Origin of the sequence: Micavibrio aeruginosavorus ARL-13 (genome assembly GCF_000226315.1) — a bacterium.
GTDB classification, from domain to species: Bacteria; Pseudomonadota; Alphaproteobacteria; order Micavibrionales; family Micavibrionaceae; genus Micavibrio; species Micavibrio aeruginosavorus_B.
The window spans coordinates 1,773,252-1,799,501 of the sequence record NC_016026.1 but is presented as its reverse complement, the minus strand read 5'-3'; the positions used below and the strand labels follow the sequence as shown (position 1 = coordinate 1,799,501).

Annotated in this window: 25 protein-coding genes and 1 tRNA gene; 14 read left to right on the top strand and 12 right to left on the bottom strand. The window is 54.2% G+C overall.

Annotation, left to right across the window (positions count from 1 at the left end; genetic code table 11):
* Nucleotides 1–232 precede the first annotated feature (232 nt).
* On the top strand, nucleotides 233–3,016 hold the full coding sequence (acnA, locus tag MICA_RS08545) for an aconitate hydratase AcnA (RefSeq protein ID WP_014103341.1): 2,784 nt from the start codon (nucleotides 233–235) through the stop codon (nucleotides 3,014–3,016).
* Nucleotides 3,017–3,067: 51 nt separating this feature from the next.
* Here the strand turns inward: acnA and MICA_RS08540 are convergent, their stop codons facing one another.
* Complete coding sequence (locus MICA_RS08540) at nucleotides 3,068–4,165, bottom strand: hypothetical protein (RefSeq protein ID WP_014103340.1); 1,098 nt, start codon at nucleotides 4,163–4,165, stop codon at nucleotides 3,068–3,070.
* 166 nt (nucleotides 4,166–4,331) lie between these two features.
* Between MICA_RS08540 and MICA_RS08535 the strand changes: the two genes are divergently transcribed.
* Nucleotides 4,332–5,123 carry a hypothetical protein gene (locus MICA_RS08535; protein WP_014103339.1) on the top strand — a complete coding sequence of 264 codons (792 nt, stop codon included), beginning with the start codon at nucleotides 4,332–4,334 and terminating at the stop codon, nucleotides 5,121–5,123.
* Here the strand turns inward: MICA_RS08535 and MICA_RS08530 are convergent.
* Nucleotides 5,118–6,122, bottom strand: coding sequence for a thymidylate synthase (locus MICA_RS08530; protein ID WP_014103338.1), 1,005 nt, complete (start codon nucleotides 6,120–6,122; stop codon nucleotides 5,118–5,120). The two genes, MICA_RS08535 and MICA_RS08530, sit on opposite strands and share 6 nt — an antisense overlap.
* Before the next feature lie 11 nt (nucleotides 6,123–6,133).
* Nucleotides 6,134–7,066 carry a hypothetical protein gene (locus MICA_RS08525; RefSeq protein ID WP_014103337.1) on the bottom strand — a complete coding sequence of 311 codons (933 nt, stop codon included), beginning with the start codon at nucleotides 7,064–7,066 and terminating at the stop codon, nucleotides 6,134–6,136.
* A 237-nt stretch (nucleotides 7,067–7,303) separates the two neighbouring features.
* Here MICA_RS08525 and MICA_RS08520 point away from each other — a divergent pair, with 237 nt between their 5' ends.
* Nucleotides 7,304–8,443, top strand: coding sequence for a 5'-nucleotidase (locus MICA_RS08520; RefSeq protein WP_014103336.1), 1,140 nt, complete (start codon nucleotides 7,304–7,306; stop codon nucleotides 8,441–8,443).
* A 224-nt stretch (nucleotides 8,444–8,667) separates the two neighbouring features.
* On the opposite strand, the gene MICA_RS08515 is transcribed toward MICA_RS08520, so the two are convergent.
* Nucleotides 8,668–9,639, bottom strand: a complete 972-nt coding sequence (locus MICA_RS08515; protein ID WP_014103335.1) for a hypothetical protein — start codon at nucleotides 9,637–9,639, stop codon at nucleotides 8,668–8,670.
* Between the two features lie 262 nt (nucleotides 9,640–9,901).
* The gene (locus MICA_RS08510) at nucleotides 9,902–10,459 is read right to left on the bottom strand and encodes a hypothetical protein (RefSeq protein WP_014103334.1); all 558 of its coding nucleotides are present in this window, start codon (nucleotides 10,457–10,459) and stop codon (nucleotides 9,902–9,904) included.
* A gap of 225 nt (nucleotides 10,460–10,684) precedes the next feature.
* On the opposite strand from MICA_RS08510, the gene MICA_RS08505 reads away from it, so the two are divergent.
* Both MICA_RS08505 and MICA_RS08500 read left to right on the top strand, forming a co-directional pair.
* Nucleotides 10,685–10,933 carry a hypothetical protein gene (locus MICA_RS08505; RefSeq protein ID WP_014103333.1) on the top strand — a complete coding sequence of 83 codons (249 nt, stop codon included), beginning with the start codon at nucleotides 10,685–10,687 and terminating at the stop codon, nucleotides 10,931–10,933.
* A 69-nt stretch (nucleotides 10,934–11,002) separates the two neighbouring features.
* Nucleotides 11,003–11,326: a hypothetical protein gene (locus tag MICA_RS08500; protein WP_014103332.1), complete on the top strand. Its 324-nt coding sequence runs from the start codon at nucleotides 11,003–11,005 to the stop codon at nucleotides 11,324–11,326.
* A 2-nt stretch (nucleotides 11,327–11,328) separates the two neighbouring features.
* On the opposite strand, the gene MICA_RS08495 is transcribed toward MICA_RS08500, so the two are convergent.
* Nucleotides 11,329–11,982, bottom strand: a complete 654-nt coding sequence (locus MICA_RS08495; RefSeq protein ID WP_014103331.1) for a hypothetical protein — start codon at nucleotides 11,980–11,982, stop codon at nucleotides 11,329–11,331.
* A gap of 209 nt (nucleotides 11,983–12,191) precedes the next feature.
* On the opposite strand from MICA_RS08495, the gene MICA_RS08490 reads away from it, so the two are divergent.
* From MICA_RS08490 to MICA_RS08465, 6 genes are all read left to right on the top strand, one after another.
* Entirely contained in the window at nucleotides 12,192–12,470 is a 279-nt protein-coding gene (locus tag MICA_RS08490) for a hypothetical protein (RefSeq protein WP_014103330.1), read from the top strand.
* A 526-nt stretch (nucleotides 12,471–12,996) separates the two neighbouring features.
* Nucleotides 12,997–13,356, top strand: coding sequence for a hypothetical protein (locus MICA_RS08485; protein WP_014103327.1), 360 nt, complete (start codon nucleotides 12,997–12,999; stop codon nucleotides 13,354–13,356).
* A gap of 338 nt (nucleotides 13,357–13,694) precedes the next feature.
* Nucleotides 13,695–14,396, top strand: a complete 702-nt coding sequence (locus MICA_RS08480) for a hypothetical protein (RefSeq protein ID WP_014103326.1) — start codon at nucleotides 13,695–13,697, stop codon at nucleotides 14,394–14,396.
* A gap of 124 nt (nucleotides 14,397–14,520) precedes the next feature.
* Nucleotides 14,521–15,363, top strand: coding sequence for a nicotianamine synthase family protein (locus MICA_RS08475; RefSeq protein WP_014103324.1), 843 nt, complete (start codon nucleotides 14,521–14,523; stop codon nucleotides 15,361–15,363).
* A gap of 321 nt (nucleotides 15,364–15,684) precedes the next feature.
* Nucleotides 15,685–16,875, top strand: coding sequence for a Glu/Leu/Phe/Val family dehydrogenase (locus MICA_RS08470; protein WP_014103323.1), 1,191 nt, complete (start codon nucleotides 15,685–15,687; stop codon nucleotides 16,873–16,875).
* A gap of 131 nt (nucleotides 16,876–17,006) precedes the next feature.
* Entirely contained in the window at nucleotides 17,007–17,789 is a 783-nt protein-coding gene (locus MICA_RS08465) for a hypothetical protein (RefSeq protein ID WP_014103322.1), read from the top strand.
* Here the strand turns inward: MICA_RS08465 and MICA_RS08460 are convergent.
* The 6 genes from MICA_RS08460 to map form a co-directional block, all read right to left on the bottom strand.
* Nucleotides 17,744–19,345: an alpha-glucosidase family protein gene (locus MICA_RS08460; RefSeq protein ID WP_041793969.1), complete on the bottom strand. Its 1,602-nt coding sequence runs from the start codon at nucleotides 19,343–19,345 to the stop codon at nucleotides 17,744–17,746. The genes MICA_RS08465 and MICA_RS08460 overlap by 46 nt on opposite strands.
* Before the next feature lie 267 nt (nucleotides 19,346–19,612).
* On the bottom strand, nucleotides 19,613–20,152 hold the full coding sequence (locus tag MICA_RS08455) for a peptidylprolyl isomerase (protein ID WP_407635805.1): 540 nt from the start codon (nucleotides 20,150–20,152) through the stop codon (nucleotides 19,613–19,615).
* Between the two features lie 191 nt (nucleotides 20,153–20,343).
* Nucleotides 20,344–20,682 (bottom strand): hypothetical protein, encoded by a 339-nt coding sequence (locus MICA_RS08450; RefSeq protein WP_014103319.1) that lies wholly within the window; start codon nucleotides 20,680–20,682, stop codon nucleotides 20,344–20,346.
* A 131-nt stretch (nucleotides 20,683–20,813) separates the two neighbouring features.
* Nucleotides 20,814–22,118, bottom strand: coding sequence for an adenylosuccinate lyase (gene purB, locus MICA_RS08445; RefSeq protein WP_014103318.1), 1,305 nt, complete (start codon nucleotides 22,116–22,118; stop codon nucleotides 20,814–20,816).
* Nucleotides 22,119–22,241: 123 nt separating this feature from the next.
* Nucleotides 22,242–22,958, bottom strand: a complete 717-nt coding sequence (radC, locus tag MICA_RS08440) for a RadC family protein (RefSeq protein ID WP_014103317.1) — start codon at nucleotides 22,956–22,958, stop codon at nucleotides 22,242–22,244.
* Nucleotides 22,951–23,763, bottom strand: coding sequence for a type I methionyl aminopeptidase (gene map, locus MICA_RS08435; protein ID WP_014103316.1), 813 nt, complete (start codon nucleotides 23,761–23,763; stop codon nucleotides 22,951–22,953). The genes radC and map overlap by 8 nt, the downstream gene beginning before the upstream one ends.
* 145 nt (nucleotides 23,764–23,908) lie before the next feature.
* Here map and MICA_RS08430 point away from each other — a divergent pair, with 145 nt between their 5' ends.
* From MICA_RS08430 to MICA_RS08420, 3 genes are all read left to right on the top strand, one after another.
* On the top strand, nucleotides 23,909–24,703 hold the full coding sequence (locus MICA_RS08430; protein ID WP_014103315.1) for a competence/damage-inducible protein A: 795 nt from the start codon (nucleotides 23,909–23,911) through the stop codon (nucleotides 24,701–24,703).
* A gap of 96 nt (nucleotides 24,704–24,799) precedes the next feature.
* Nucleotides 24,800–24,886, top strand: a tRNA-Leu gene (locus MICA_RS08425).
* 94 nt (nucleotides 24,887–24,980) lie between these two features.
* Nucleotides 24,981–26,192 (top strand): tyrosine-type recombinase/integrase, encoded by a 1,212-nt coding sequence (locus MICA_RS08420; protein ID WP_014103314.1) that lies wholly within the window; start codon nucleotides 24,981–24,983, stop codon nucleotides 26,190–26,192.
* Nucleotides 26,193–26,250: the final 58 nt, after the last annotated feature.

Genomic DNA, 26,250 nt, shown 5'->3' with positions numbered 1-26,250 from the left:
TCATCCCCTATGCGTTCGGGATGATATAGGGTGTTTTCGTAAATCGGGGCGACTTAACGCTCCATTAAACATCCCGTCCTACACTCCCTTGCGCGCAAAGTTTGCAAAACGTTCTCAACTGCATCCGCATGTGGGTGGAACACTTTGATTTTTGCGCCAGCATGCTAAGTTATCTGCACAATTCACCTGTCGAATTTTCAACCACCTCACTCTACGACCAAGGATTTCATCCATGACACGCACCGGACACGATAGCCTGAAAACCCGTAAAAGCCTGACCGTCGATGGCAAATCATATGATTATTTCAGTTTGCCAGATGCCGCGAAGCAGATCGGTGATGTGTCGCGTCTGCCGTTCTCGATGAAAGTGCTGCTGGAAAACCTGCTGCGTTTTGAAGATGGCGTGTCGGTGACGGTTGATGATGTGAAGGCCTGTCACGCATGGCTGGAGAACAAGGGCAAGACTGAACACGAAGTCGCCTATCGTCCGGCCCGCGTGTTGATGCAGGATTTTACCGGCGTTCCCGCCGTGGTCGATCTGGCCGCGATGCGCGAAGCGATGAAAGCACTGGGCGGCAACGCACAGAAGATTAACCCGCTGACCGCTGTTGATCTGGTTATCGACCACTCGGTGATGGTGGATGCGTTCGGTAATGGGGCCGCGTTCCAAACCAACGTGGACCGCGAATTTGAACGCAACGGCGAACGTTATGCCTTCTTGCGCTGGGGCCAACAAGCCTTCCGCAATTTCCGCGTTGTACCGCCGGGCACCGGCATTTGCCACCAGGTGAATTTGGAATATCTGGCCCAAACCGTTTGGGTGGAAAAGGATGAGGAGCGCGGCAGCAATGTAGCGTATCCGGATACGCTGGTGGGCACGGATTCGCACACCACAATGGTGAACGGTCTGGCCGTTCTGGGTTGGGGTGTTGGCGGTATCGAAGCCGAAGCCGCGATGCTGGGTCAACCGGTATCCATGTTGATCCCGCAAGTCATCGGTTTCAAAATCACCGGCAAGATGAAAGAGGGCACGACGGCAACCGATCTGGTTCTGACCGTGACCGAGATGTTGCGTAAAAAAGGCGTGGTGAACAAGTTCGTTGAATTTTATGGCCCGGGTCTGGACAACATGTCGCTGGCCGACCGCGCGACGATTGGCAACATGGCACCGGAATATGGCGCGACATGCGGCTTCTTCCCGATTGACCGTGAAACCATTCGGTATTTGACCTTCACGGGCCGCGATCCGCACCGTGCGAAACTGGTCGAAGAATATGCGAAGGCCCAAGGCATGTGGCGCGATGAATCGTCGCCGGAGCCGGTGTTCACCGATACGCTGGAATTAGATCTGGGCGCGATTGAACCGTCCATCGCTGGCCCGAAACGCCCGCAGGACCGCGTTGTACTGTCGCAGGCTGCGGCGTCGTTCAAAACCTATCTGGCCGACTCGTTGGGTGTGTTGCCGCATGATAATGGCGATGCGCGTATGGTATCGGAAATGCCTGAATCGTCCGATGCGGCAGCAAAACACGACACGACCCATGCCGTTCCGGTTGAGGGCACGGATTACAGCCTGAAACACGGTGATGTGGTGATTGCGGCGATTACGTCCTGCACCAACACATCGAACCCGTCGGTTATGCTGGCCGCTGGTCTGGTGGCAAAGAAAGCCCATGAACGTGGCATGAAGGTGAAGCCGTGGGTGAAAACCTCTCTCGCCCCGGGATCGCAGGTGGTGACCGATTATCTGGATAAAGCGGGCCTGACCACGCATCTGGATGCGATGGGCTTCAACCTTGTTGGGTATGGTTGCACGACATGCATCGGCAACTCCGGCCCGCTGCCGGATGCGATTGCAAAGGCGGTTGAAACGGGCGATTTGACCGTGGCGGGCGTTCTGTCCGGCAACCGGAACTTCGAAGGCCGTATCAACCCGCATGTGAAGGCCAACTATCTGGCGTCTCCGCCGCTGGTTGTGGCCTATGCGCTGGCCGGGAACATGAAAATCAATCTGGCGACGGAAGCGCTGGGCAATGACAAGGATGGCAAGCCGGTCTTCCTGAAAGATATCTGGCCGACCAACGAAGAAATCGCCGATGCGGTGAACCGCAACCTGACCTCTGCCATGTTCTCCAGCCGGTACAAGGACGTGTTCCTGGGGCCGAAGGAATGGCAGGCCGTGAAGGGTGGAGAGGGCGAAACATACGATTGGGATGCAAAATCCACCTATGTTGCCAACCCGCCATATTTCACCGGCATGTCCAAAACCCCGCCGGGGATTAAGGATATCAAGGGTGCGGCCTGCATGGCGTTGTTCGGTGATTCCATCACGACCGACCACATTTCACCCGCTGGTTCGATCAAGAAAGATTCCCCGGCTGGGAAATATCTGATCGAGCATGGTGTTGATGTGCGTGACTTCAACTCTTACGGCGCGCGCCGTGGCCACCATGAAGTGATGATGCGCGGCACGTTCGCTAACATCCGCATTAAAAACGAAATGCTGGGCGGTAAAGAAGGCGGTTACACCAAATACCTGCCGACCGGCGAAGAAATGCCGATCTATGATGCCTGCATGAAATACATCAAGGACGGCACGCCGTTGATTGTTGTGGCGGGCAAGGAATATGGCACGGGGTCATCCCGTGACTGGGCCGCGAAGGGCACGTTCCTGCTGGGCGTGAAATGCGTTCTTGCCGAAAGCTTTGAACGTATTCACCGCTCCAACCTGGTGGGCATGGGCGTTCTGCCGCTGATGTTCAAAAACGGTCAGACACGCCAATCTCTGAAACTGGATGGCACGGAAACGTTTGATATTCTGGGTCTGGAAAAGGGCATCAAGCCGCGCATGGATGTGACGGTCACGATCACGCGCAAGGATGGTTCGAAAGAAGAAATCCAGGCGCTGTGCCGCATCGATACGCAGGACGAGATTGGCTACTACGAAAATGGTGGCATCATGCACTACGTCCTGCGCGACCTGGCCGCGAAAAGCGCGAAGGAAAAAGTGGCGTAAGCCATTTGGGAAATAGAAAAAGGCGGGGATTATACCCCGCCTTTTTTATTGTTACGATGTTGGGATGAGATTGGGGGCGGGGATATATGTTTTCTCCATCGCCTCCAAATCCAGCGTTTTATATTTTTCGGGTTCTTGCAAAAGCGGTTTTGCATTGCGCGCGTTAAAAAATTCAACCGATTGTGTAAATTCATTCGCCAGCCGTTTTAAATGCGGCAGGGCCGGAATGTCCGGCATACCGGCGATTGCCTTGGCGACGTGATATCGCTTTTCAATTTTAGTGTCGATGGAAGACAATTCCTTTTTGTTGTGTTCAACAAAGTCGTTCAAGATATAATGCAAATTCGACATTGAACGTTGTTCGACAGCAGCGCTGAGGTAGGATGTTTCCCCATGCGCAATAATGTCGGATGTGGCATGGACAAAGCCACCTTTTGCGCCATTGATGACGCGCAAATTATAGGTGAGGTCGTTTATTTCTTTGATGGCCTCTTTTTTATCAGGGTGGGCGTAGGCCAAGGCCTTCAGGGCATAAACATCGGCATCGCCTTCGTTTGATAAATCGTGGGCTTTGCGGTCCTGATCGCCGTGGCGCAATTCATGCAAAAAGATATATTCCTTGAATAATTGCGCCAGTGTTTTGGGATCGGTTTTGGATTGATAGGACACATCATCAAATTTTGTAAAAGCTTCGATCGTATCGTCCATGTCAATCGCGCCGGGCGGGCGGACGAAGTGCGCTCTTTCGTTTAGCGATCCTGTGTTTTTGATACTAAACGCGTCAATTGAATGATATGGCGGAATGAATGTGGAGAACATCCTGTCAAATGCCAAATAATATCCCGCCGGAACCGAAAGGCCATAGGCGACCGCTTTGTCCGCCGGGCGATCAAGCTCTTTTGCTTCTTCTATGACGATGCGTGTCCCAAGCCCGCCAAGATGGAAAGGATAAAGCGGGTTGTAGCGATGATAGATGCGCGTGTTTTTGACGTGAAACAGATCCAGATACGCCGCAGGCATGTCATTGTCTTTGATGTAATCATCTACGGGCGTGCTGACGATGCCGGGTACAAGATGGGTGGCGACGGACAATAAAGCAGACCCCAGCAGGAATGGCGGGATGAATTTGGCAAACTTGGAAATCCGCATGTGATACCGTCCTGTTGCATTTTCGAGAGGGGACAATAGCACACGCTTAGTTATTATGTCAATAAATTGATTTTATCTATCTATATGATAAAGCTTAAAAAAATGGCTTTATGCTGGCTTTGTGTTTTCTTGTATAATTTTCCAGAATCGTGTAGTCTCCCCATCCATGACCCAATGGCGCGATGAATTTAACAAGGTTGCATTGACCGACGAGGCGCAGGCCCGTCGGATGTGTGCGCAAATGTGCGCCCGTAATCCCGATCTTCCCCGTTTGAAAACCATCGCTGTTGTCGGTGCCTATGAATTGGACGTGGGCGGCACGGGTGTGGACAGCGACCGCCTGACTCGGATCATGGAATATCTGCTGCGCAGTGGGTTTATGATTGATCCGGATTTTGAATTGGATCGCATCAATTTCCGTGATGGCCGCGATTTTCTGGCCGAGGATAAACAGGCGGATATGGTGTTTGTCGCGTTTATTCCCGCGCGTCACATGTATCGCATGACAACAACATATTCCCCGCAATTGCATGAACGTGCCGAAGGGGCGGAAAACTTCCATCAATTCTTTGGCCCGGCTTTAAGCCCGCACCATTCCTATGAAGGATGGCAGGATCGTTTGAAACAGGCGGGCACAAAATTGGTTGTGACCTATGGCGGGGCTTGCGAAATTGGCACCAGCAATCTGGCCGTTGCCAATGATGATACGGGGCTGCGTGTTGTTTTGCCGACGCCATCGTACAATGTTGGTGATTATGTTGGCCCGCCCATTCGTGACGATATTACATACGATATCGAAACAAAACCCGACTTGCGGTACCAGTACAACGATGCGGCGAATGATCTGCCATTGAAATGGCTGGGGTTTGCGGCGGATCCGGATTATCTCCGCGCCATGCGCGACCATCTGTCCCCCCATTCCGATCTGGCGCGGAATGTGCGCAAGCTGGCCCTATAATTTAGGGGCGGCGACAGCGGATAATTTCAACGATGAATCCGGCTGGTACGCGCGTGCGGCCAAGGTCTTAACCCGGCGCACATACGCATCCGGATTTTGCATGATTTTCGAAATCGAATAACCGGGCAATTCCATGGTTGATGCGGTGATATGCGGCAGCGTCTTCATATCATTCATATGCGTTTCATAAATATGCGCATGGTCCAAATTCATGGTCAGCTTGCCATGTTTCAATTTTGTCTCGCACGCCAGCGCATCCAGCAACAACGCATAAAACATCGTGTCATAGGGCAGGCCGACGGCCACGTCCGAACTGCGCATATGGACGGCGATATTCAGGCGGTCGTTTAAAACCTGCATCGTAAAATCAACCGGGCAGGGGACGAGCGCCTTGCTGTGCGCGTTCAGCCCATCTTTCCCCGGATGCCATGCGGACACCATGATCTGGCGGCTGGAGGGTTCGCGGCGCAGGACATCAATGGCCCCGGCCAATTGGTCGCGGCCAAATTCATTGCGCCAGCGTTGGCCATACGCGCCGTCAACCTTGCCATCCACGGCGAATTTGTCCCAGATTTTCGTGTGTTTTTGTAACCACGAAATATCCTCGGTCCCCATCAACACCCATGCCAGTTCGGCGGCGGCAATAGCCGGGTTCACGCGGCGCATACCGGGCAGGGGAATGCCGAATTTGATTTCCGCATTGATGTTGCGGTGGATCAGGGTGCGAACCACGCTTTCGGTGCGGGCATTGATCTGGTCCATGCCGTTATGCACGATCTCACTGACCAAATTCATGTAGCGATGGCTGAACACCCGGTCACCATGGGTTTGATAAGCGCGGCGGTTGGCTGCGTCGTCAATGGCTTTGTCTTCGATATAAAAATCGGGGAAATCCGGATCAATCACGAAATGCCCGCGCGCCACCAGCGCGAAGGCCCGTTTCCATGGGGTGCACTTGGGGTTTTCACGGATGATGTCGTGGATCGAATATACGGCCATGTTGTGCCCGCTTACGGCTTTGGCGTTGGGCTGTAGATTTTTCGCTGGCCGTAGTTGCGGCCAGATTCATTCATCCATTCAACCTGCTTGCGGTAATTGTCCCAGAACGTTTGAGCATTCATGCCGATGGCCTTAAAGGTCGATTTGGCGTTCAGATTGACGCCGGCATCATCGAGTTCTTCCAGCGCACGTTGATATCCCAGGAAAACCGGCTCCCATTTCGGGACGATGTCATGCGTAACCGCATAGCGGGCGAAGGTGAGGGCCAGCGACTTGCGAGAATTTTTCAGTGTCTTTTCGGTTTGATCCGTACGTTCCAAGACTTCCGTTTTCTGCGCCTTGTTAAAATCAGCCATCAAATTATCGAGTGTTTTTGCACTGTCTGTCGCCTGACGCAAATAATGGTCCAGCGTGCCCCGGTCCTTTGCGTTCAATACCTCTTTGGTCAATTCCTGCAGGTCGTGAAACGTGCGAACCGCATAATCGACTTTCAATGTGGCCTGATATTCTTGCAATCCGCCATTTCTGTATTCCGTCATAACAAAATCGAGCAGGGCGTTGTGGTAACGATCTGTTCCAATAGTGTCGGAATGATTTTCGATTGTAGCGGCGTGTTCGTTCAACAGGCGCAACAAGTTTTCTATCCCGTAATAGCGGCGACCGGGAACCAGCCATCCGCCATAATTGCGGGTATCGACCGTTTGTGTGCTCATAAACGCTTTTGTGATCATGTGGGTCGTGGCGATGAAGGCTTGTTCTTCAAACTTCGCCTTGGTCAGGCCTTTGTCGAGCAGGGCATAGGTCGCATCATCGTTCAGGTCATATCCGGCATCGGATAAATGTTCGCGAATTCTGTTCACGCTGTCGTAATGCGCATCGCCTTGCGGGTATTTGAGCGCATTGGTGTAGATGGCTTGGGCCTGTTCGATGTCGAAATTGCGCATGGCTCAAAAGTCCCTGTATCCCTGATTCATTATTGAAATATGACCAAGCGGCATAGCAAATGCCGGACGGTGGGGCAAGTTTATTTGGTTATGTTAATATGCAAGCGCGCAAAAACCGTGGATAACCCGGGAATCCGGGGGTGGTTTTAAGAAATCCTTGTGTGCCTTATCGCAATTATTCTAGGGTACGGGCCTATAACAAGAAAAACAGGGTTTACAGGATTTAAGGGGTTCGCCATGCCGCGTCCGATGGGTCATATCCGCATTCTTTTCAGCTCCCGCGTGCTGCTGGATCTGGAGGAAGCCGATCAGGTTTTCAAAGAAAAGGGCGTTGATGGGTACCGCGACTACATGCTCTGCACCGGCGCGTATGAGGCAGACCGCGATCCTGAACTGGGCTGCCGCCGTTTTGACAAGGGGCCGTTGTTCGATATGGCTCTGGCACTCAATCGTTTGAATCAAAAAGCGGGTAAACCGCTGGTCGAGCTGGGTATGTCGGCCAAGGACACGATTGATACCGGTCTGGTTCTCGAAAAAAATCTGAACGCCAGCGCATTGGCTGCGGCCCTGACCTATAGCACCAGCACATCGGGTGGCCCGGTATCGGAGAAAGCGCACCGTGCGTTCAAAACCGATCTGTTCCTGACACGCAGTGATTCCGATGCACAAGCCGCGATTGATCTGGGCATTGCCGCCGCCGTGATGAATTTTCCGCCGCAAGGCACATATGATTTCGACCACGATTTGCACCCGATCCATATCGTCGTTGACGGCGATGCCGTGGCCTTTGGCGACAGCGCCGAAGTGCGTTATCGCGAAGCGCTGGATACCGGAAAAACGCCGGAAGAAGGGCTGCAAATTTACGTCGATGGTGAAAAACGCGATATGGGCAGCCCGGTAGAGCAGGGCCCGTTTACCGCCTTGCTGACCAAGCTGACACAGCTGAACGCACAATTCCCGAAAGGGGAGGCTCCGTTCTCGCTCAGCCTCTTGACCGCGCGCGGAACGGAAGCGCGTGCACGGGCCATTGCCACGGCGTTGGATCACGGCATCGATTTCAACGGTGATTGTGCGTATGTATCCGGCGCCGCCAAATCTGATTGGTTGGCCGCGTACCGTCCGCATGTTTTCTTTGACGATCAACAAGCCCATTTGGGCCCCGGTGCGCATTTCTGCCCGACGGGTCGTGTGCCGTATAAAACCAATGGCCCGATGTATGAATATCTGAAACGCAAGGAACTGGCCGCGAACACCAACGTCCACCCGAAAGTGGCGGAAGCGCAGGTCAACGCGCAGGATATTGCGGCAAGCCCAGCGGCGGTGGTCGAGCAAAAGCCGATCAAACCATCGGCCAATCCTTCGGCCAAGCCGTCTTAAGCAGGCCTTATAAATCCCTCTCCTAAAGGGAGAGGGCAACAAGGCTTGGCTTTTCTGGAAGAAAAGCCATAGCCGCGTGGGTGAGGGGCTGCGTGGGTGGGCAGAGGGTTGCGAATTTTTCGTTGTGCATCGTACCCCCTCACCCGGTTCCGGTTAAGGCGCTGTGCGCCAAAGCCTGCACAACCCTCTCCCCGTGGGAGAGGGGCGGGGGATGGTGAGAAACGTCAGGTCACCCACTCGTTCTTATCAATGTCACCTGATTCCACGCGGCGTTGAATTTCATCGGCCAGTGCGGTTTTGGCGAATTCCTTGGCGGCGTCCATCATCTCGCTGAAATCCGGGCGCTCGGGGCGATAGGACACTTCGGCCAGTTGTTCGAACTGTTGGATCGCACCGTTCAGGCGGCCCAGTTTTTGTCCGGCTTCGCGCGCTTTCGCGGCTTCTTCCGATGCCGGGCTGATCAATTCATACAATTCTTTCTGACGCAGGAACCCGGCCTGGAATGCCAACTGGATGCCTTCCAAAAACGCGGCGGCGGCGCTCAGGCATTGTGACACTTTGGCGGGCGTGCCGCGTTTGGCGCGGGCGATGAAATTGAAAGTCGTTGTGCGGTTGGGGCCGCGCACAATCACGCCATTGCGGATTTCACCGTCATTTTCAACGGTGATGACCAGTGCAATGTTGGAATCATGTTCAATGGTGACCAATCGGCCGGCTTGTTTAAACGCATCTTCGGCGACGGATACGGCTTTCTCGTAACTGTCCTGGTTGCGCGCATCGCATTGTTCGATGATGTCGAGGAAGGGGTGGCGTTCGGCGTCGCCCGCTTCGTACACGACGCGGCCCTTGTTATACACGGCGATCCAGCGGTTGGGGTTGAATTGCTTTTCATACCCCTTGGTGATCGACAACCACGCAAATTCCCAATCAAACGGAACCTGACGGTTCAGGATGGGGCCGGTGTCTTGGAATTCCTGCACGATCTTGGCCGCCATGCGGGCGCAGGTGTGCATGTTCTGGGCGCGGATGACAAATTTTTCATGCACCGATCCATCGCGATTGATCAGCGGAATCACCATGCGGTTGGACATGGCGATGACGGGCGCTTTCTCCCCGGTCAGATCCTTGCCCTTGTTGGCAAAGGCATCCCGGATCACAAATTTTTCGCGTAATAGGGTCGTATTGAAATTTTTCATCGGTAGGGCCAAAAAGTAAGCGTTGCCGGCATCCTAACATACAGGGCGGGTGTGGAAAATTGGTAAAAAAGCGGGCGGATTGTCGCCAATCCGCCCAATTCCACACCATCTTATTATTCTTATTTTCCGTACTTCCCCCGTTTGTCCTTCACTGCCCCTCTGTTGTCATTCCCGCGAAAGCGGGAATCCAGAGCCATTAGGGTGTAATCTCTTCCTGGTCCCCTGGATCCCCGCCTTCGCGGGGATGACAAGAGGGGGATATTTATGCGGCTTTATGGAAGCCATAATCCTTCATTTTGTGTGCGGGCATGTCGAACTGTGCGGCTTCCAGACGGTCCAGCATGGCGCTGAAATGGGCAAAGCTGCTTTCCAGCTTCATGCGGGCGGGCATATCTTCGGCCCAGGCTTTGCGCATGGCTTTGCCAATAAATTCATCCATGGTCATAGGGGCGCGCTGCACCACCATGGTCAGGTCGCTTGCGCTGTTGCTTTGCGGGCTGGATGCACGGTCCCGGTTATAGGTATCGTACATATCCACCATCTTGCCGTAATCCAGATGCGCGGCCCAATCCGGTGCGCCCAGGGCGTCCATCACGGCTTCGCCATACACGCCACCCAGAAAGCTTTCGGCAATCAGGGTGCCCATGATGGAGTCGTTGCTGTCCATCCCGCGGCCTGTTTCGCGAACCAGTTGGGGACCTTTTGCGCCCGGTTGATCCGGGTTCGGTGCCAGCTTGTTAAATTCACGACGCAGGCCCGTCAGTACACCCTCAATATGCTGCCGTTTGCCCGAAGCGATCATGTTAAAGCCGTGTTTCATTTCTTATTTGCCCCAAAAGGTTTGTTTCGTTTTTCGTTACCCCCACCATAGCGGGGAAGGGTAAAAGGGCATTTAACAATGGATCAAATTTTATGTTTTAAATCAGTGTGTTAGTGGTATTTATCTAAAATTTTAGGCAAATTTTGCATAAGGCGAAAAATCGAGGCTTTTCAATAGGCTGGGCGTGATTTACGATCCCGTTGATTGCCGTTTCTGGAGGATTTTATGGCCCACACCGCCCATCACGACGACCACGCTCACGAAAAAAATTCACATCATCATGCGCCCGCCGACCCGAAAAAGGTTCTGCCCGGCGTGATTTTCGTGCTGGCGTTATTCTGGGGACTGACCTATGCGGGCCATTATATGTTCATCCAATCGGCCAAGGGCGGACACGATGCCCCTGTGGCCCATGGCGCACCCGCTGAAACGCATGGTGTGGAACCGGCCAAGGACGATGCCGGTCATCATTAAAGCGGGTGGCATTGATCGGCGCGGTTAATCGCGTACAATGGTATTTGAAATTTGTATTTGAGATTTTATATGCCACGCGAAGACCGCCGGATTATTTTTGAGCATGAAGAGGTCTATAAGGCCCTCTATTCCCTGTGCGTGCAGAAAGAATTGAAGCCACCACCGGCGGGCACGGTGGGCAAGGTGATCGTGCATCCAGTCGATCCGGCCAAGGTTCTGGTGCAAATCCGCGATGACCGCAAACAAACCGCGATTGATGTTGAGTTTTCCCGCGACTTTCTGGCGGCGGCGTTGATGCTGTTCTGCCGCGGCCACCGTATCCCGCTCCCCAAATCCGCGCAGAAGGCGGTGGAGCTGGACAGTGCGAATGTTGTCTTGCGGGTTTTGGTCTGAGCTTATTCCGCTTTTTTTGATCGCACGTCTTCCAACGCCGCACGATATAACGCGAATGCTTTCTTGCGTTGTTTTGGTGCGTGGCGGATCAGGCTGCTGTGCAGGGTAGCCATTTCCAGCAGCGGGTGGTCCAGTGTGGGGCCCAGGTGTTTTTCAACCTTCACCTTCATCGGTGCCAGATTGGTGCAAAGGGTGAGGGCGGGGTCGGCCTTGCCTTTGGCGACGTAGCCTTTGTCCAAACGTTTTTGTGTAATGGATGCTTTGTCATCCATGTTTTTCAGGAAGCTTTTCTTGGTGCCGTCACGTGATTTTTTATCGTCTTTGCACGATGCCGGAACCATGTCCGCGAATTTATGATCGAACAGATAGGCCATCACCGCACGCGCATCGTCGATGTCGCGTTTGACCTGTGTGCGCAATTGATCGGCGGTGGGTTGCAGGGCGGCGATTTTGTCTGGCGCGTGTTCGGTGCAAATGCGGTCGTAATGATCGAACATGGATTTGAATTGAATCATGTCATGCACGATCACCCAATAATCCTGAGCCACGTTTTGATAGGCGATGTCGCAATTGGACGCATCCGCCGCGCGTGCGGCAGAAGAGGTGGCAAAGCAGGCCAGCAGGCCCGCGCAGAAAATCGCGGTGCGGAATGACATTGTATTATCCATATAAATTAATGGGCCCACCATAGCAGGCGTGACAACCAAGGGCAATAAGGATAAGCCCTGACAACGGGATGGGGCATGAGAAAACGAGAACTCTCCCCCCTTTGCATTCAGATTCACAGCGTGTACACTGTGCTTGTGCGTTCGCACGATCTTCGATTTTTCCGCCTGATGAATTTTTCACCTTTGGGGGTTTGCCCATGCCGTCTTTTAAGACTCTGATTCTGGTTTCTGCCGCTGCGCCGATGTTGTTTCTGGCTGCGTGTGATGGGTATGAAGCTGTTGAAATGACCAACATGGTGCCGTATACGATGGAACGCACGGCGGGCAAGGGTGTGATGTATGTGCGCGCCGCGATGATGCCAGCCAAGGGTCCGGTGACGGCCCCTGTTGCGCCGCCGATGCCGGAGCCAGAACCCGTTGTTCAGCCCGCGCCGCAGGAAGCGGACAAGGTGTTCACCACCAAGATGGGCAAATAGTTTTTCCGTTGTGTATCTATGGCCCGTCTCCCTTCGGCGGGCCAACCCTCTTCAACTTTGCAAATCCCCGCCGGATTTTTGGCGGGGATTTTTTTAATTTGCGTGTGCGGATTGCGATTTATTTTTTGTCATTCCGGGTTTGACCCGGGATACAGAGGGGCTGGATAGAGATTTTCCCGGTCTTCTGGATTCCCGTTTTCACGGGAATGACAGGGTGGTGATGTATGAAAACCCCAATAAAAACGCATATTTTTTGCATCTCAAAAAATTGCATCAAAATTGATCCATTTTTGAAATGGTTTTGATTCTGATTTGTCGCGTGTGTGATTGAAAAGTTACGTCGCTTTAAGCGAGAGTGATTTAACATAATTTTGTAGGGTCGTTGATCCACGGGGTTTGCGGATCGCAAAAATCCAGACAGGTTGAGTTGAGTTGCTTTCAATTCGGGTTTTGCGAACTGCCTTTTATTCACGTTGTAAACCTGTCGCCAAATACTCCTCCAGGATGAAAGGGGAAGGTGGGTGTCATGACAATCACTGTCGAAACCTTTTTGGTGGTCGCATTGGCTTTTGCCGTGTTTGCCGCCGTTATGACGGTCGGGTCCAGCGTGGTGCTGGGCATCGGCTATGAACGTTTGCGTCACGGGTTCGAAACGATCCGCAAGCAGACGGGCTTTTTCAGCGATCAGATTTATCAGTTGGACCAGCGTGTGGACACGCTGGAGCGGAATGACGGTCAACCGTTGCGCCCCGCAACAACGGAGCAGACCGATACGCCGGATAACCATATCCATGCGCCAAAGGACTCTCCCGGTGTGCTGGTGGCTTCCAAGGCTGAAGCCATGCTGCTGGAAGGCGATTTCCGGACGGGGATGCGGTTACACTAAAACCGCGATCCGGGGATAGGCACGGATAATCTGGAACCAGAACGAGGGCGATCCAAACGGGTCGCCCTCTGTTTCTTTTTACTCCCTCTCCCTTTGGGAGAGGGTTGGGGTGAGGGGATTTCGATTTTTTAACACGACGAATCTGGTGCGAAATATCGTCGTGTTCGTCGTGCCCGTCGTGTTGTTTAACCTTACTTTTCCGCCCCGGACCGGTCACTCCCCCACCTCGACCCTCCCCCGTAGGAAAGGGGGAGGGAGTTAAGGGAAAGGACGGGGATTTTTGTGGTTTTTGGGCTCTTCCCGGTGCTATAAACAGGGCCTTGATAAGGAGCTTCACCATGACCGCCAACGCCGCCGCCATAGCCAATGATCAATCGTCCAGCACACTGGGCAGCTATCTGGACCGCCTGGCCCAGAATTTTGCGATTGAAATCGCGCCGGAGCCACAGGCCGCCCCGGATTGGGACCGCTATGTGATGACCTCCGCCGTGTGCAAGGCCGTGATGAACGATGTTCTGGCCGCTGCCGGGTTTGACGATGGTGTGGTTGGTCTGACCCGTCGCCAATTGGCCTTCTGCGTCATGGTTGATGTTATTCTGGCGCGCTTCATTGCGGGCAAGGTGAATTTGCCGACGCATGAACTGGCCGCGATGAAGGCCGCCGCCGAATTGGCGCGTGACCACGATGTCATGGGCAATCTGGATGTCCTGTCCCGCGTTGTTGAATACGGCATTGCGTGGCTGGGTTATATGGAGAAGGGCGGCAAGGGCGAAGACGGCGTGGCGTTTGTTGAATCGCTGGAACGTCTGCTGGCGGCCTATGCTGAAAACCCGGGCGCTGGTCTGCCGGACAAGCTGGTCAGCGGTGTGCAATCCCTGCTGGAAAGCGTGGGACAGGAAGCGGACCCGGTTGAACTCTCCGATGATTATGATTCATCCCCGTCTGTGGGCGGGTGCTGTGGCGGCGGGGCCAAGGCGGCGTCTGAAGACGGCGAATCGTCTCAAGGTGGCTGCTGTGGCGGCGGATGTGGCTGCGGCTAGGCGCCTGATCTAAAACCTCATTTTATCTGTTTGCATTTACGGGCCCGATCCTGTAAATGAAAATCATTCGCATTTCCTGAGTGTGGGAAGGCGGTGGGTGTTTCTTTGAAGGTACGGGCCAACCATGGCACAGAATACGGCGCTTTCTCTTCCGGTTTCGCATCATGACCTGTTGCTGTCGCATTTCCGTGCGGCGCATGATGTGTTGTTGGCAGAACAGGACCTGTCCCCCCGCAATCCAAAAATCAATTCCTGCCTGTCGGCGTTTGTTGCAGCGGTTCTGGATTGTCATTGCCATGATACGTGCGATCTGCTGGCGATGCCCGAAGTGGTCAGTAAACGTGACGCGATCCTGCCCAAACTGGCGCAGGCGGAATACGAGATGGAAAAATTCTTCGCGCTGGATTTCGCCGCGCAGGATGTTTTGACCGACGCTGATCTGGATCACTTTATCTATCGCGACAATTACGTTGAATTGGTCGCCGAAGAAATTGACGCCGCGCGTACGGCCAATGTTCTGCCGGATGATCGTCCGATTGTCTTCGTCGGTGCGGGCCCGTTGCCGTTCAGCGCTATCGACATGCATAAACAAACCGGTTTGAAAATGATCTGCATCGATTCCGATGCGGATGCCGTGGCGCTTTCACGCAAGATGATTGCGGCGCTGGGGATGCAAGATTCAATTGACGTCGTGCAATCGTCCGGCGAAGATTTTGATTATAGCGGTGCCGGTCTGGTGATGGTTGCGGCGCTGGTCAGCGCGAAGGATAACGTTCTGGCCCGCGTGCGTGATACGGCACCGGGCGTTGGTCTGGCCGTGCGTTCGGCAGAGGGTGTGCGCACCCTGCTGTATGAACAAGCCGATGAACATGCGTTGGACCGGGCCGGATATGATTACGCCGGGAAAAGCCGCATCACCGATACCATCATCAACACGACACTGTTTTTCCAACCGCGCCCCGTTTGATCCGCGTGCGAATCGCACTCTGAAACCGCGTTATTTTAGCCCTGTAAATCCGGTCCCAAAGGGATGCAGAGGGATGCCGGTTGTTGCGCTGCATATACCGCATTGCGGGGTAATATAATTTCTCCGCGCGATCATTTTGAAACATATCCTTGCGCGACGGGCGCGTAAAACGTCTAAAAAACGTGCTTTTTCGTAAGGCCCGCGCTCTTTCATCGTGCCGTAGGCTATCGCGCCGCAAAACAGAATAATCGTGACGGATATGCGGGGTTATGTTGATCTGGGCGCTTAGTAAGGATTTCTCACATCTAAAAGGAGATATTGATGACTCTGACCATCAATACGATGACCGACACTCTGAAAGATCACCCGGCGTTTGACGGTCACGAAACCGTGATCATGGCCGAGGATACCGATATCGGGTTCAAGGCATTCATTGCCGTTCACAACACATCGCGCGGCCAGGCGCTGGGCGGTTGCCGTTACTGGTCCCGCTACCGCAATGATGACGAGGCGATCACCGATGTGCTGCGCCTGTCGCGCGGCATGACCTATAAAAACGCTGTTGCCGATCTGCCGCTGGGCGGTGGTAAAAGCGTGATCATCGGCACACCCGGTACACGTCACCCGACCGCAGAAATGATGCAGGCGATTGCCAAGGCCGTGAACGCCATTTACGGCCAATACGTCACCGCCGAAGATGTGGGCATGAGCGTTGATCACATGTTGATCGCACGCGGTGTAACCCGTCACGTTGCGGGTCTGCCGATTGAAGTCGCTGGCGGCCATGCCATGCCGGACGGGTTGAACCCGGCCGATTACCCGCATGCCGATCCGTCCCCGTACACGGCCTATGGCACGTTCCAAAGCATTCGCGCCGCCGTGAAACACAAAATGGGCCGCGATGATCTGACCGGTTTGACCGTGTCGGTGAAGGGCTATGGCAACGTGGCCCGCACGCTGTGCAAATATCTGGCCGAGGCCGGTGCGGTTGTGACCGTATCCGAAATCGACGATGGCCGTATTGCCCAAGCCAAGGAAGACGGCTTTGCCGTTCTGGACAAGGGCGTGGACATCATGGCACACAAAGCCGACATCTATGCTCCGTGCGCGCTGGGTGGTGATATTACCCCGGACAGCATCGATCTGCTGGTGTCCGCGGGCGTGAAAATCGTTGCCGGTTGTGCCAACAATCAATTGGCCGTGATTGACCGCGATTCCAAACTGCTGACCGGCAAGGGCATTCTGTATGCACCGGATTACGTGGCGAATGCGGGCGGCGTGATTGCCGTGGGCATGCAACATGTCTGGAGCGATGTGCCGAACGCGGCCACCTTCCCGACGCATGACAAAACCATGATGCGGGTTGGCAACATCTATAAAACCCTGCTGGAAATCTTTGCCCGGGCTGAAACCGAGGGTAAAACCACGGCGCAAGTGGCCGATGAAATCGCGCGCGAGCGCTTTTCGGTCGGCAAATCCGGCAAGGTTGACATGGTCGCTGTCGCGGCCTGATCCTGCCCGATTTTACGAATTGCCGAAAAAGCCCCGGGAAACCGGGGCTTTTTCATTGGGGGCTTGGCCCAGAAGGGGGGACGCGGTAAACTGGCCATAATGTTCCCAAGCCGAATGAAGGTTGCCCCCGAATGATCTGGTTTATGCTCTGGCTTTTGTTGTCCGCTTTTGTGTTGGGCGCATTTTTCTGGTCAACACGAATTTTGATGAGCCAAAAACGGGCGTGGCGGAGCTTTGCCACGAAGCTGGGACTGCAATATAGCAACGGGGGGCGTTTGCTGGCCTCGCCGGAAGTGACAGGTACGATTGACGGGTTGCGTTTGAATATGTTCACCGAACGCCGGGCCGCGAACGACGCGCGCGGTGAGCGGTTTGTGACGGCGATTGAACTGGTGATGTCCAGCGCGATGCCAATGTCCGGTGCGATTTGTACCGCATCCATGGCGGAGATGGTCGGCGCGTTGCGTCTGGATGATGTGACGGTGCCGGAAGGCATTACCGAATGGGACGCGGGTTGGCGCGTGCGCAGTGATAATGTCGATCTGATGCAGCGTTTTTTAACGCCGCTGCGCTGTGACATCCTGAAGAAAATTTTCCGCATGAAGGTGATGGCGGCGTTGTACATTTTTGATCGTCAGGAATGCGTCCTGCGCGTTGAAACGACTGATCCGCTGAGCAATGTCGACAAGATGGAAAAAATTATTCGTGGTTTTATCCCGATGGTGAAATCCATGGCGCTGACGGCGGAAGAGCGCGCGAATATGCCCGCGTTACCGGAAGAGACGCAGCCGGCCCAGGCCGTTGTTCAGCAAGAAGCGCCGCAACAACCGCAACCCGCGCCGCAGGAAGCACAGCGTTACTATGCGCCTCAGGGGTTGGATGAAAACGCAACCGATCCATCGACGGAAAACTGAGCTTCAAAGCCCTGTAATGTGACCGGCTGGCTGTTGATGGTTAAATCAACGGGCTCTTCTCCCATGTTGAATACGCAAAGGATCGCCTGACCATCATGCGTCCGTGTAAAGGCCAGAACGTCATCACGATGTGTGTCGTGGAATGTGATGGTGCCGCTGACCAACGCCGCATGATTTTTCCGCCAGCGCAGGAAGGTGCGTGTGAAATGCAACGGTGAGGCCGGGTCTTTTTCCTGTGCCGCGACATTCAATGGTTTTTGCCCATCGGCAATGGGCAGCCAAGTATCCGCAGCCCCGGTAAACCCGGCCATTGCATCATTTGTCCATGGAATCGGGGTGCGGCATCCATCGCGCCCCTGCCATTTCGGGTACAAATAAACGCCCCACGGATCTTTCAGTTTTTCAAAGGGGACCGTGGCCTCGGGTAAACCCAATTCTTCGCCCTGATACAAAAACACCGTGCCACGCAGGGAGGTGAGCAGGGCGATCAGCATTTTGATAAAGGCTGGGTTATCGGTATTTTCGGCACCGCCCCAGCGTGTGGCAACACGCACCACATCATGGTTTGAAAACGCCCAAGATGGCCACCCGCCATCACTGGCCGCATAGGCTTCCAGTGCATCGCGGATATAGGACGCGCTGGCCTTCTGTCCGCTGATCAGTGAGAAATTATACGCCGTGTGGAAACGGTCATTGCCGCGCGTGTAATCGGCCCCGGCACCCAGGCCGTCTTTGTTAAACGCAATTTCGGCCACGCTCATCCGGTTGTCGTATTGGTCGAGCAACGCGCGGATACGTTTGACGAACACAATGTTTTCGGGACGCGAAAAATCATAAATATGATCCTGCATCGTAAACGGTGTCGGGAAATCGACGTTGAAGAACTGTGGTTTCGGATCATCAACGGGCGGATTATCGCGCAGCAGCGGATCATGCATATAGCAATTGGCAACATCCAGACGGAACCCGTCCACGCCGCGGTCCAGCCAGAATTTGAACTGCGCCAGAATGGCGTCCTGCACTGCCGGATTGTGCATGTTCAAATCCGGTTGGGATTCCAGGAAATTGTGCATGTAATATTGCCCGCGCCGCACATTGTATGACCATGACGGGCCGCCGAAAAACGCCTGCCAGTTGTTGGGGGGCGATCCATCCGGTTTCGGGTCGGCCCAGACATACCAATCGGCTTTGTCATTGGTGCGGTCTTCACGGCTTTCCAAAAACCATGTGTGTTGGTCGGATGTGTGGCTGGCCACCAGATCAAGGATGATTTTGATACCCAGTTCGTGGGCGCGTTTGATCAAATGGTCGAAATCATCCAGCGTGCCAAACATCGGATCGACATCGCAATAATCGGATACATCGTATCCGTAATCCTTCATCGGGGATTTAAAGAAGGGGGACAGCCAGATGGCGTCAACGCCCAGCGATGCGACGTAATCCAATTTTTCAATGATGCCCGGCAAATCGCCGATGCCGTCATTGTTGCTGTCTTTAAAACTGCGCGGATAGATTTGATAAATCACCGCGCCGCGCCACCAGTTGTTATTGGACATGAAAGACCCTGAATTTAAAAACCCGTCATACCGGCGAAGGCCGGTATCCATAGGATAGAGCGTATGGACCCCGGCCTTCGCCGGGGTGACGAATGGTGGGGCGGCATGAGTGTATCAAAAAAAGACCCCGCCGGGAAAGGGTGGGGCCAAAGGGACAAAAGAAAGACCCCGCCGGGAAAGGGCGGGGTCTGTTACGCAGGAGAGCCTTAACACTTATCAGTGTTCACTGCCGGCGAGACATTGTTCGGCAGCCTGGTCGTCTGTGGCTTATTCAGCCGCAGCACCAGAGGCAGCAGGTTTTTCGGCAGAGGCGTCCACATCCGCCGCAACCTGCATCTTTACAATTTTGTCCGGGTTTGACGGCGGTTCGCCGCGTTTAATCTTGTCCACGAATTCCATGCCGCTCGTGACCTGGCCCCATACGGTGTACTGACCGTTCAGGAAGGTGCAGTCATCGAAGCAGATGAAGAACTGTGAGTTTGCGCTGTTCGGGTCGTTGGTGCGGGCCATGCCGATTGCACCACGGTTGAAGCTGCGGCTGTTGAATTCTGCTGGCAGGTCCGGTTCATCCGAACCACCCGTACCAGTGCCGGTCGGGTCGCCCGTTTGGGCCATGAAACCGTCGATCACGCGGTGGAAGACGATACCGTCATAAAAACCTTCACGGGTCAGTTTCTTGATGCGCTCAACATGTTTCGGCGCATCGGTGGGGAACATTTTAATGGTCACGCGGCCATCTTTCAGGTCGAGATACAGCGTGTTTTCTGCGTCCTGCGCCATGGCGCCGGCGGTGGATGCTACGGTCATAATCGCGATACTCCCGATCAGCTGGGTGAAACGTTTCAACATTGTCTTCAGTCCTCTCCATACAAAGGATGAAATGTGCAAGGGGGTCAGAAATGCCACAGGCGCGTATGCCGGATCAAGGCCGGATTACACAGGAGAGAAATAAACCACAGGAAAATAAAAGGCCGTATTTATTAGGCTTTTCTTAGGTACTAACCGGGGATGCAGCGGGGGCCGCCCTTATCGCATTGGCAATTGCCACATCCGCCGGCCCCGGCTGGGGGCGTCATATCGTTGGCAGGGGTGGCGATTTGAACGCCGTTATTGCCCTTTTGGGGATTGGTTTTTTGGGCAATGGCCTCGTTATGGGCATCGACCATTTCAACGAATACGGTGCGTAAGCATTTGCCGCAATTGGGGTCCACCCCGCCAGAGCAGAGTTTATACAACGCCCGGATATCCTTGCGCTCGATCATGCGATCGGGGGCAAAGGTCTGAATGGCGTCTTTGACGGCCTTGTCGTTAAATGAATTGCAAAGGCAAACCCACATGATTGAAACCCATCCCTGAATAATATGTTCGGTTTAGTCCGAATCTGGGTCTGATCATAATTTAAATGCAAAACATTCTCAACAAGACGCTGAAAAGGCTTTGTTTTTCATAATGTTAAGTCTTTTGGGAGTTAACCCTTGGGGAAGACCCGGGCAAAGATGGCATCCCGCCGCGCGATATAGGGCGCAAAATCGAACAGGGCGTCCAGCTCTTCGGTGGTGAAGTGCAGGGCCACATCCGGGGTGTCCTCCAGCGCGGTGCGCAAGCTCAGCGTACCGTTGCTTTCCCAGACCTTCATGGCGCAGGCCTGAACGTCACGGTATGAATCTTCGCGGCTGATACCTTTTTGCGTCATGGCCAACAACACACGTTGGGAGAAGACGAGCCCGCCCAAACGATTCAAATTGTCCATCATCCGGTTTGGATAGATCAACAAATTATCGACCAAGCCCGCCAAGCGGTGCAACGCGAAATCCAACGCCATGCACGCATCGGGCAAAACGATGCGTTCCACCGATGAATGCGAAATATCGCGCTCATGCCACAGCGTGACATTTTCCATCGCGGGCACAACGGCCGCGCGCACGACGCGGGCCAGCCCGGTCAGGTTTTCGGACAGTACCGGGTTGCGTTTATGCGGCATGGCGGAGGAACCTTTTTGCCCGGTTGAAAAATACTCCTCAACCTCGCGCACTTCGGTGCGCTGCAAATGGCGAATTTCCGTGGCGATATTTTCGATGGATGATGCAATCACGCCCAGCGTGGCCAAAAACATCGCATGACGGTCACGCGGAATAATTTGGGTGGAAACCGGTTCGGGGCGCAGGCCCAGCCGGTCCGCAACGTATTCCTCCACCGCCGGGTCCACGGTGGCGAATGTGCCAACCGCACCGGAAATGGCACAGGTGGCGACATCGGCGCGCGCGGCGACCAATCGGTCCTTTGCACGGGCGAAGGCGGTGTAATGCCCGGCCAGGCGGATGCCGAATGTGGTCGGTTCGGCGTGAATGCCGTGGCTGCGCCCGACACATAATGTGTCTTTGTGTTCGATGCTGCGTTTTTTCAACGCGGCCAGAACAGCGTCCAGCCCGGCGATCAGCAGGTCAGCCGATTGCGTCATCTGCACCGACAAGGCCGTGTCCAGTACGTCGGATGATGTCATGCCCTGGTGCATAAAACGCGCCTCATCGCCCACATGCTCGGCAATGTTGGTCAGGAAGGCGATAACGTCGTGCTTGGTTTCTTTTTCAATTTCGGCAATCCGCGCGACATCGAATTTCGCCCGTTCACGCAAGGCGGATGGAACGTCCGCCGGAATGGTGCCCAGATCGGCCATTTTTTCGGCGGCCAGAATTTCAATCTCCATCATAATCCGGAACCGGTTTTCCTGGTCCCAGATGGCGGCCATGGCGGGGCGAGTGTAACGGGGGATCATTTTATTCGTCCTTCTTATTCAACTGCTTTTTTGTCATTCCCGCGAAAGCGGGAATCCATAGTGATTATCCGGTCCATCGTATGGATTCCCGCTTTCGCGGGAATGACACGAGAGATGTGTTCGTTATGTTTCCAACAACCCCAAATTCTTAAAGCTGGTGTGGCCGCCTTTGGCCACGATGATGTGGTCGTGAATAACGATGTTAAACGGTTTTCCGGCGGCCACGATGGTGTCGGTCATTTCAATGTCGGCGGCGGATGGGCGGGAATCGCCGCTGGGGTGGTTGTGGACCAGAATGATGGCCGTGGCCCCGACCTCCAATGCGCGCTTCATAATTTCGCGGGGGTAGGCGGGGGTGTGATCCACCGTGCCGCTTTGTTGAATTTCATCCGCGATCAATTCGTTCTTGCGGTTCAGGAACAGAATGCGGAAATGCTCTTTCCGTTCATGCGCCATGCTGGCCGCCAAATAATCCATCAACCGTGACCATGAATTCAAAACCGGCTTGTTCATCATGTCCTGTTTCAACATGCGGTGTCCGGCGGCGGCGATGGATTTGACCATGATGGCGGATGTTTCTGATAATCCTTCAACGGCCTGCAATTCGTTGATGGGGGCGTTCAATACGCCGGACAGGCTGCCGAATTGTTTGATCAGATCCTTGGCCAGCGGTTTAACATCGCGGCGGGGAATGGCCATGAACAACAGCAATTCCATCAATTCATAATCGGCCAGTGAATCCGGCCCGCCATTCACAAACCGTTCGCGTAAACGGTCGCGATGCCCGTGGTAATGGGGCGCTTCTTTGTCTGAACTGTCTTTGGTCGCGGGCTCAGACATAGGGGGGCTTTGTGTATCCCTTGGATGACAGGGTGAAAATTTCAAACCCGGTTTCGGTGACGGCCAATGAATGTTCGAATTGGGCCGACAATGACCGGTCCTTGGTAATGGCGGTCCACCCATCATTCATCACCAATGTTTCCCATCCGCCCGCATTGATCATCGGTTCGATGGTGAAAATCATGCCCGGTTCCAAAATGGCACCGGTTTTCGGGCGGCCATAATGCAAGACGGACGGCGCGGTGTGGAACACGCGGCCCAAACCGTGACCACAGAAATCCTGCACCACGGAAAAGCGCGCATTTTCGGCAACGGTTTGGATGGCGTAACCAATATCGCCCAGCGTGGCGCCGGGTTTTACGGCTTCAATCCCGGCCATCATGGCATCGTATGTCACATCGACCAGACGCCTGGCCTTCACCGACAATTTTTTGCCGATCATGTACATACGGCTGGTATCGCCATACCAACCGTCCAGAATGACCGTGGTGTCGATATTGACGATATCGCCTTCCACCAATTTCTTTGGCCCCGGAATACCATGGCAAACGACATGGTTGATGGATGTGCAGATGGATTTGGGGAAGCCCTTGTAATTCAGCGGTGCGGGGATGGCGCCGTGGGCGATGATGTATTCATGGCACAGCCGGTCCAGTTCCTCGGTCGTGACGCCGGGGACGCAGTGGGGGGTGATCATGTCCAGCACGTCGGCGGCCAGTTTTCCGGCCTTGCGCATGCCTTCAAAGGCCTCCGGTCCATGCAGTTCGATCCCGTCGGGGGAATATTGTGCGGCGCTCTTGCCCATTATGTGCTCATAAATTATTGTCGGTTTACGCGTGCGGGTTGTGTTTTGGCCCGCAACCGGGGCCAATATGCTATAATTGGCTCTCAAGTACAATCTTTCAAAGGGAAATCCGCCGTTTTCCGGCCTTTTTTACGAGTTTTGAACCATGCCGCAATACGAAAACCCCGATTTGTTTAAGGCCGCGCTGGTGATTATCGGCAATGAAATCCTGTCCGGGCGGACAACGGACGCCAATACCCCCTGGATTGCCGAGCGGCTGACCGAACGCGGCATCCTGCTGGCCGAGGTGCGGGTGATCCCGGACATCGAGGCCAAGATCATCAATACGGTGCAACAGCTCAGCGCCGATTACGATTACGTGTTCACCACCGGCGGCATTGGCCCGACGCATGACGACATTACCGCCGAAAGCGTGGCCAAGGCATTCGACCTGCCGTTGGAGCGCGACGAAGAAGCGTTCGCGGTGCTGGAGGAATATTACGGCCTCGAAAACCTCACCCCGCCGCGCGCGAAGATGAGCATGGTGCCAAAGGGCTCAACCCTGATCCCGAACCCGGTCTCCGGCGCGCCGGGCTTTATCATTAAAAACGTGCATGTGATGGCCGGCGTGCCCCGCATCATGCAGGCCATGATGGACCATGTCCTGAACCAGATTCAGGCGGGCAAACCGCTTCTGTCCAACACCGTCACCTGTTCCTTGCCCGAAAGCAAAGTGGCGGAGGAGCTGACCACCCTGCAAAACAAATATCCGGATGTTGATATCGGGTCCTATCCGCATTATCGCGGCGGCGTTCTGGGCCTGTCCCTCGTCATGCGCGCCACGAACAGCGACAGCTTGGACACGGTCACGCAAGACATCATCGCCATGATCCGCGCCCACGGCGACGAACCCCGCGCGCTCAGCGTTGGGTCGCATGGGCGGAATTTGGACGTGGTGTAACGTAAAAACCGGGGATTCCGCCCCTTTTACGTCTTTCCACCGCCCTTATTTCCCGCTAATCTGCCCCCGGCTTTCTACCGCCCATATCACCCGGCTGGCCCCGTGGCGGAACTGGTAGACGCAAGCGACTTAAAATCGCTCGCTCGTAAGGGCGTGCCGGTTCGATTCCGGCCGGGGCCACCAATTAAATCAATAAGTTAGTCAAAAACTTTTCCGCGTAAAAATTCTGCGATACACTTACACAAGACTTACACACTTTCACGGGTGGAGGCTCTTGATGGCGGAATCGGCAAAACACACCCTGATGGGTGGCAAACTCCACGTCTACAAACGCGAAAACAGTGATGTTTGGCAGTGTTCGACATATCTCGGTGGAAAGAATAGGCGTATCAGCACAAAAGAAACCAGCCTCGCCAAAGCCAAAGACTTTGCAGAGGACTGGTATCTTGAACTCTTCGGCAAACACCGTCGAGGCGAGATTAAGGATGAAAAGACTTTCAAGCACGCCGCAGACCAATTCCTGCGCGAATACGAAATCATCACCGAAGGTCACCGCAACAAGGAATACGTGAAGGGCCATAGCCGGAGATTGAAAGCCCACCTCATTCCTTTCTTTGGTGAAATGGGTCTGTCCGAAATTACCGCCGGACAATTGCAGGAATACAGAATCCATCGTTTGGAAAAATCAACCGAGCGCTGGGGAAGGCCCCCAGCCCGCAACACCATTCACCAAGAAATCGTAACCCTGCGCCAGACGTTAAAGGTTGCTCTCCGTCATAACTGGCTTGACCACTTACCGGATTTTTCTGAACCGTATAGAAGCTCTGGAAAAATCTCTCACCGTGCATGGTTCTCCCCCGAAGAATACAAAACATTATACGAAGCCACGCGTGCGCGTGCCAAATCGCCCTTACGAAAACGTTACAAGTGGGAATCCGAACAACTGCATGACTATGTGTTGTTTATGGCGAATACGGGGCTACGGCCAGATGAGGCCATGCGCCTTGAATACCGCGATGTTGTTATTGTCGATGATGTTGCAACGGGCGAGACAATTTTAGAAATCAGTGTGCGTGGTAAACGTGGCGTTGGTTACTGCAAAAGCATGCCGGGTGCCGTAAAGCCGTTTGAACGTCTGGTCAAGCGAAACAATCCGCAAAAGACAGATGTTTTATTCCCAAAAACACACAGGCAATTATTCAATACTATCCTTGACGAACTCAGCCTGAAATTCGACCGTGAGGGCAATCGTCGCACAGCGTACAGTTTGCGCCATACTTATATCTGTATGCGATTGATGGAGGGGGCTGACATCTATCAAATCGCAAAAAACTGCCGCACCAGTGTCGAGATGATCGAAAAATACTACGCTTCGCACATCAAAAATATGCTGGATGCTTCGGCCATCAACGTGCGCCGTTCCAAAACAGGCAAACAAGCAGAAAAAGATTTCCAATCCATCCTCGATGAGGATGGCCAATCAATCTAAACAGAGGGTGTAGACCCTCTGCAAAGGCGATGGGCTTGCCCTAGATGCCGCTTCACCA

What these genes read in the sequence shown, in the direction of transcription:
- acnA (WP_014103341.1), top strand. Translation starts at nt 233, where the DNA reads ATGACACGCACCGGACACGATAGCCTGAAAACCCGTAAAAGCCTGACC.
- MICA_RS08540 (WP_014103340.1), bottom strand. Translation starts at nt 4,165, where the DNA reads ATGCGGATTTCCAAGTTTGCCAAATTCATCCCGCCATTCCTGCTGGGG.
- MICA_RS08535 (WP_014103339.1), top strand. Translation starts at nt 4,332, where the DNA reads ATGACCCAATGGCGCGATGAATTTAACAAGGTTGCATTGACCGACGAG.
- MICA_RS08530 (WP_014103338.1), bottom strand. Translation starts at nt 6,122, where the DNA reads ATGGCCGTATATTCGATCCACGACATCATCCGTGAAAACCCCAAGTGC.
- MICA_RS08525 (WP_014103337.1), bottom strand. Translation starts at nt 7,066, where the DNA reads ATGCGCAATTTCGACATCGAACAGGCCCAAGCCATCTACACCAATGCG.
- MICA_RS08520 (WP_014103336.1), top strand. Translation starts at nt 7,304, where the DNA reads ATGCCGCGTCCGATGGGTCATATCCGCATTCTTTTCAGCTCCCGCGTG.
- MICA_RS08515 (WP_014103335.1), bottom strand. Translation starts at nt 9,639, where the DNA reads ATGAAAAATTTCAATACGACCCTATTACGCGAAAAATTTGTGATCCGG.
- MICA_RS08510 (WP_014103334.1), bottom strand. Translation starts at nt 10,459, where the DNA reads ATGAAACACGGCTTTAACATGATCGCTTCGGGCAAACGGCAGCATATT.
- MICA_RS08505 (WP_014103333.1), top strand. Translation starts at nt 10,685, where the DNA reads ATGGCCCACACCGCCCATCACGACGACCACGCTCACGAAAAAAATTCA.
- MICA_RS08500 (WP_014103332.1), top strand. Translation starts at nt 11,003, where the DNA reads ATGCCACGCGAAGACCGCCGGATTATTTTTGAGCATGAAGAGGTCTAT.
- MICA_RS08495 (WP_014103331.1), bottom strand. Translation starts at nt 11,982, where the DNA reads ATGTCATTCCGCACCGCGATTTTCTGCGCGGGCCTGCTGGCCTGCTTT.
- MICA_RS08490 (WP_014103330.1), top strand. Translation starts at nt 12,192, where the DNA reads ATGCCGTCTTTTAAGACTCTGATTCTGGTTTCTGCCGCTGCGCCGATG.
- MICA_RS08485 (WP_014103327.1), top strand. Translation starts at nt 12,997, where the DNA reads ATGACAATCACTGTCGAAACCTTTTTGGTGGTCGCATTGGCTTTTGCC.
- MICA_RS08480 (WP_014103326.1), top strand. Translation starts at nt 13,695, where the DNA reads ATGACCGCCAACGCCGCCGCCATAGCCAATGATCAATCGTCCAGCACA.
- MICA_RS08475 (WP_014103324.1), top strand. Translation starts at nt 14,521, where the DNA reads ATGGCACAGAATACGGCGCTTTCTCTTCCGGTTTCGCATCATGACCTG.
- MICA_RS08470 (WP_014103323.1), top strand. Translation starts at nt 15,685, where the DNA reads ATGACTCTGACCATCAATACGATGACCGACACTCTGAAAGATCACCCG.
- MICA_RS08465 (WP_014103322.1), top strand. Translation starts at nt 17,007, where the DNA reads ATGATCTGGTTTATGCTCTGGCTTTTGTTGTCCGCTTTTGTGTTGGGC.
- MICA_RS08460 (WP_041793969.1), bottom strand. Translation starts at nt 19,345, where the DNA reads ATGTCCAATAACAACTGGTGGCGCGGCGCGGTGATTTATCAAATCTAT.
- MICA_RS08455 (WP_407635805.1), bottom strand. Translation starts at nt 20,152, where the DNA reads ATGACCGTAGCATCCACCGCCGGCGCCATGGCGCAGGACGCAGAAAAC.
- MICA_RS08450 (WP_014103319.1), bottom strand. Translation starts at nt 20,682, where the DNA reads ATGTGGGTTTGCCTTTGCAATTCATTTAACGACAAGGCCGTCAAAGAC.
- purB (WP_014103318.1), bottom strand. Translation starts at nt 22,118, where the DNA reads ATGATCCCCCGTTACACTCGCCCCGCCATGGCCGCCATCTGGGACCAG.
- radC (WP_014103317.1), bottom strand. Translation starts at nt 22,958, where the DNA reads ATGTCTGAGCCCGCGACCAAAGACAGTTCAGACAAAGAAGCGCCCCAT.
- map (WP_014103316.1), bottom strand. Translation starts at nt 23,763, where the DNA reads ATGGGCAAGAGCGCCGCACAATATTCCCCCGACGGGATCGAACTGCAT.
- MICA_RS08430 (WP_014103315.1), top strand. Translation starts at nt 23,909, where the DNA reads ATGCCGCAATACGAAAACCCCGATTTGTTTAAGGCCGCGCTGGTGATT.
- MICA_RS08420 (WP_014103314.1), top strand. Translation starts at nt 24,981, where the DNA reads ATGGCGGAATCGGCAAAACACACCCTGATGGGTGGCAAACTCCACGTC.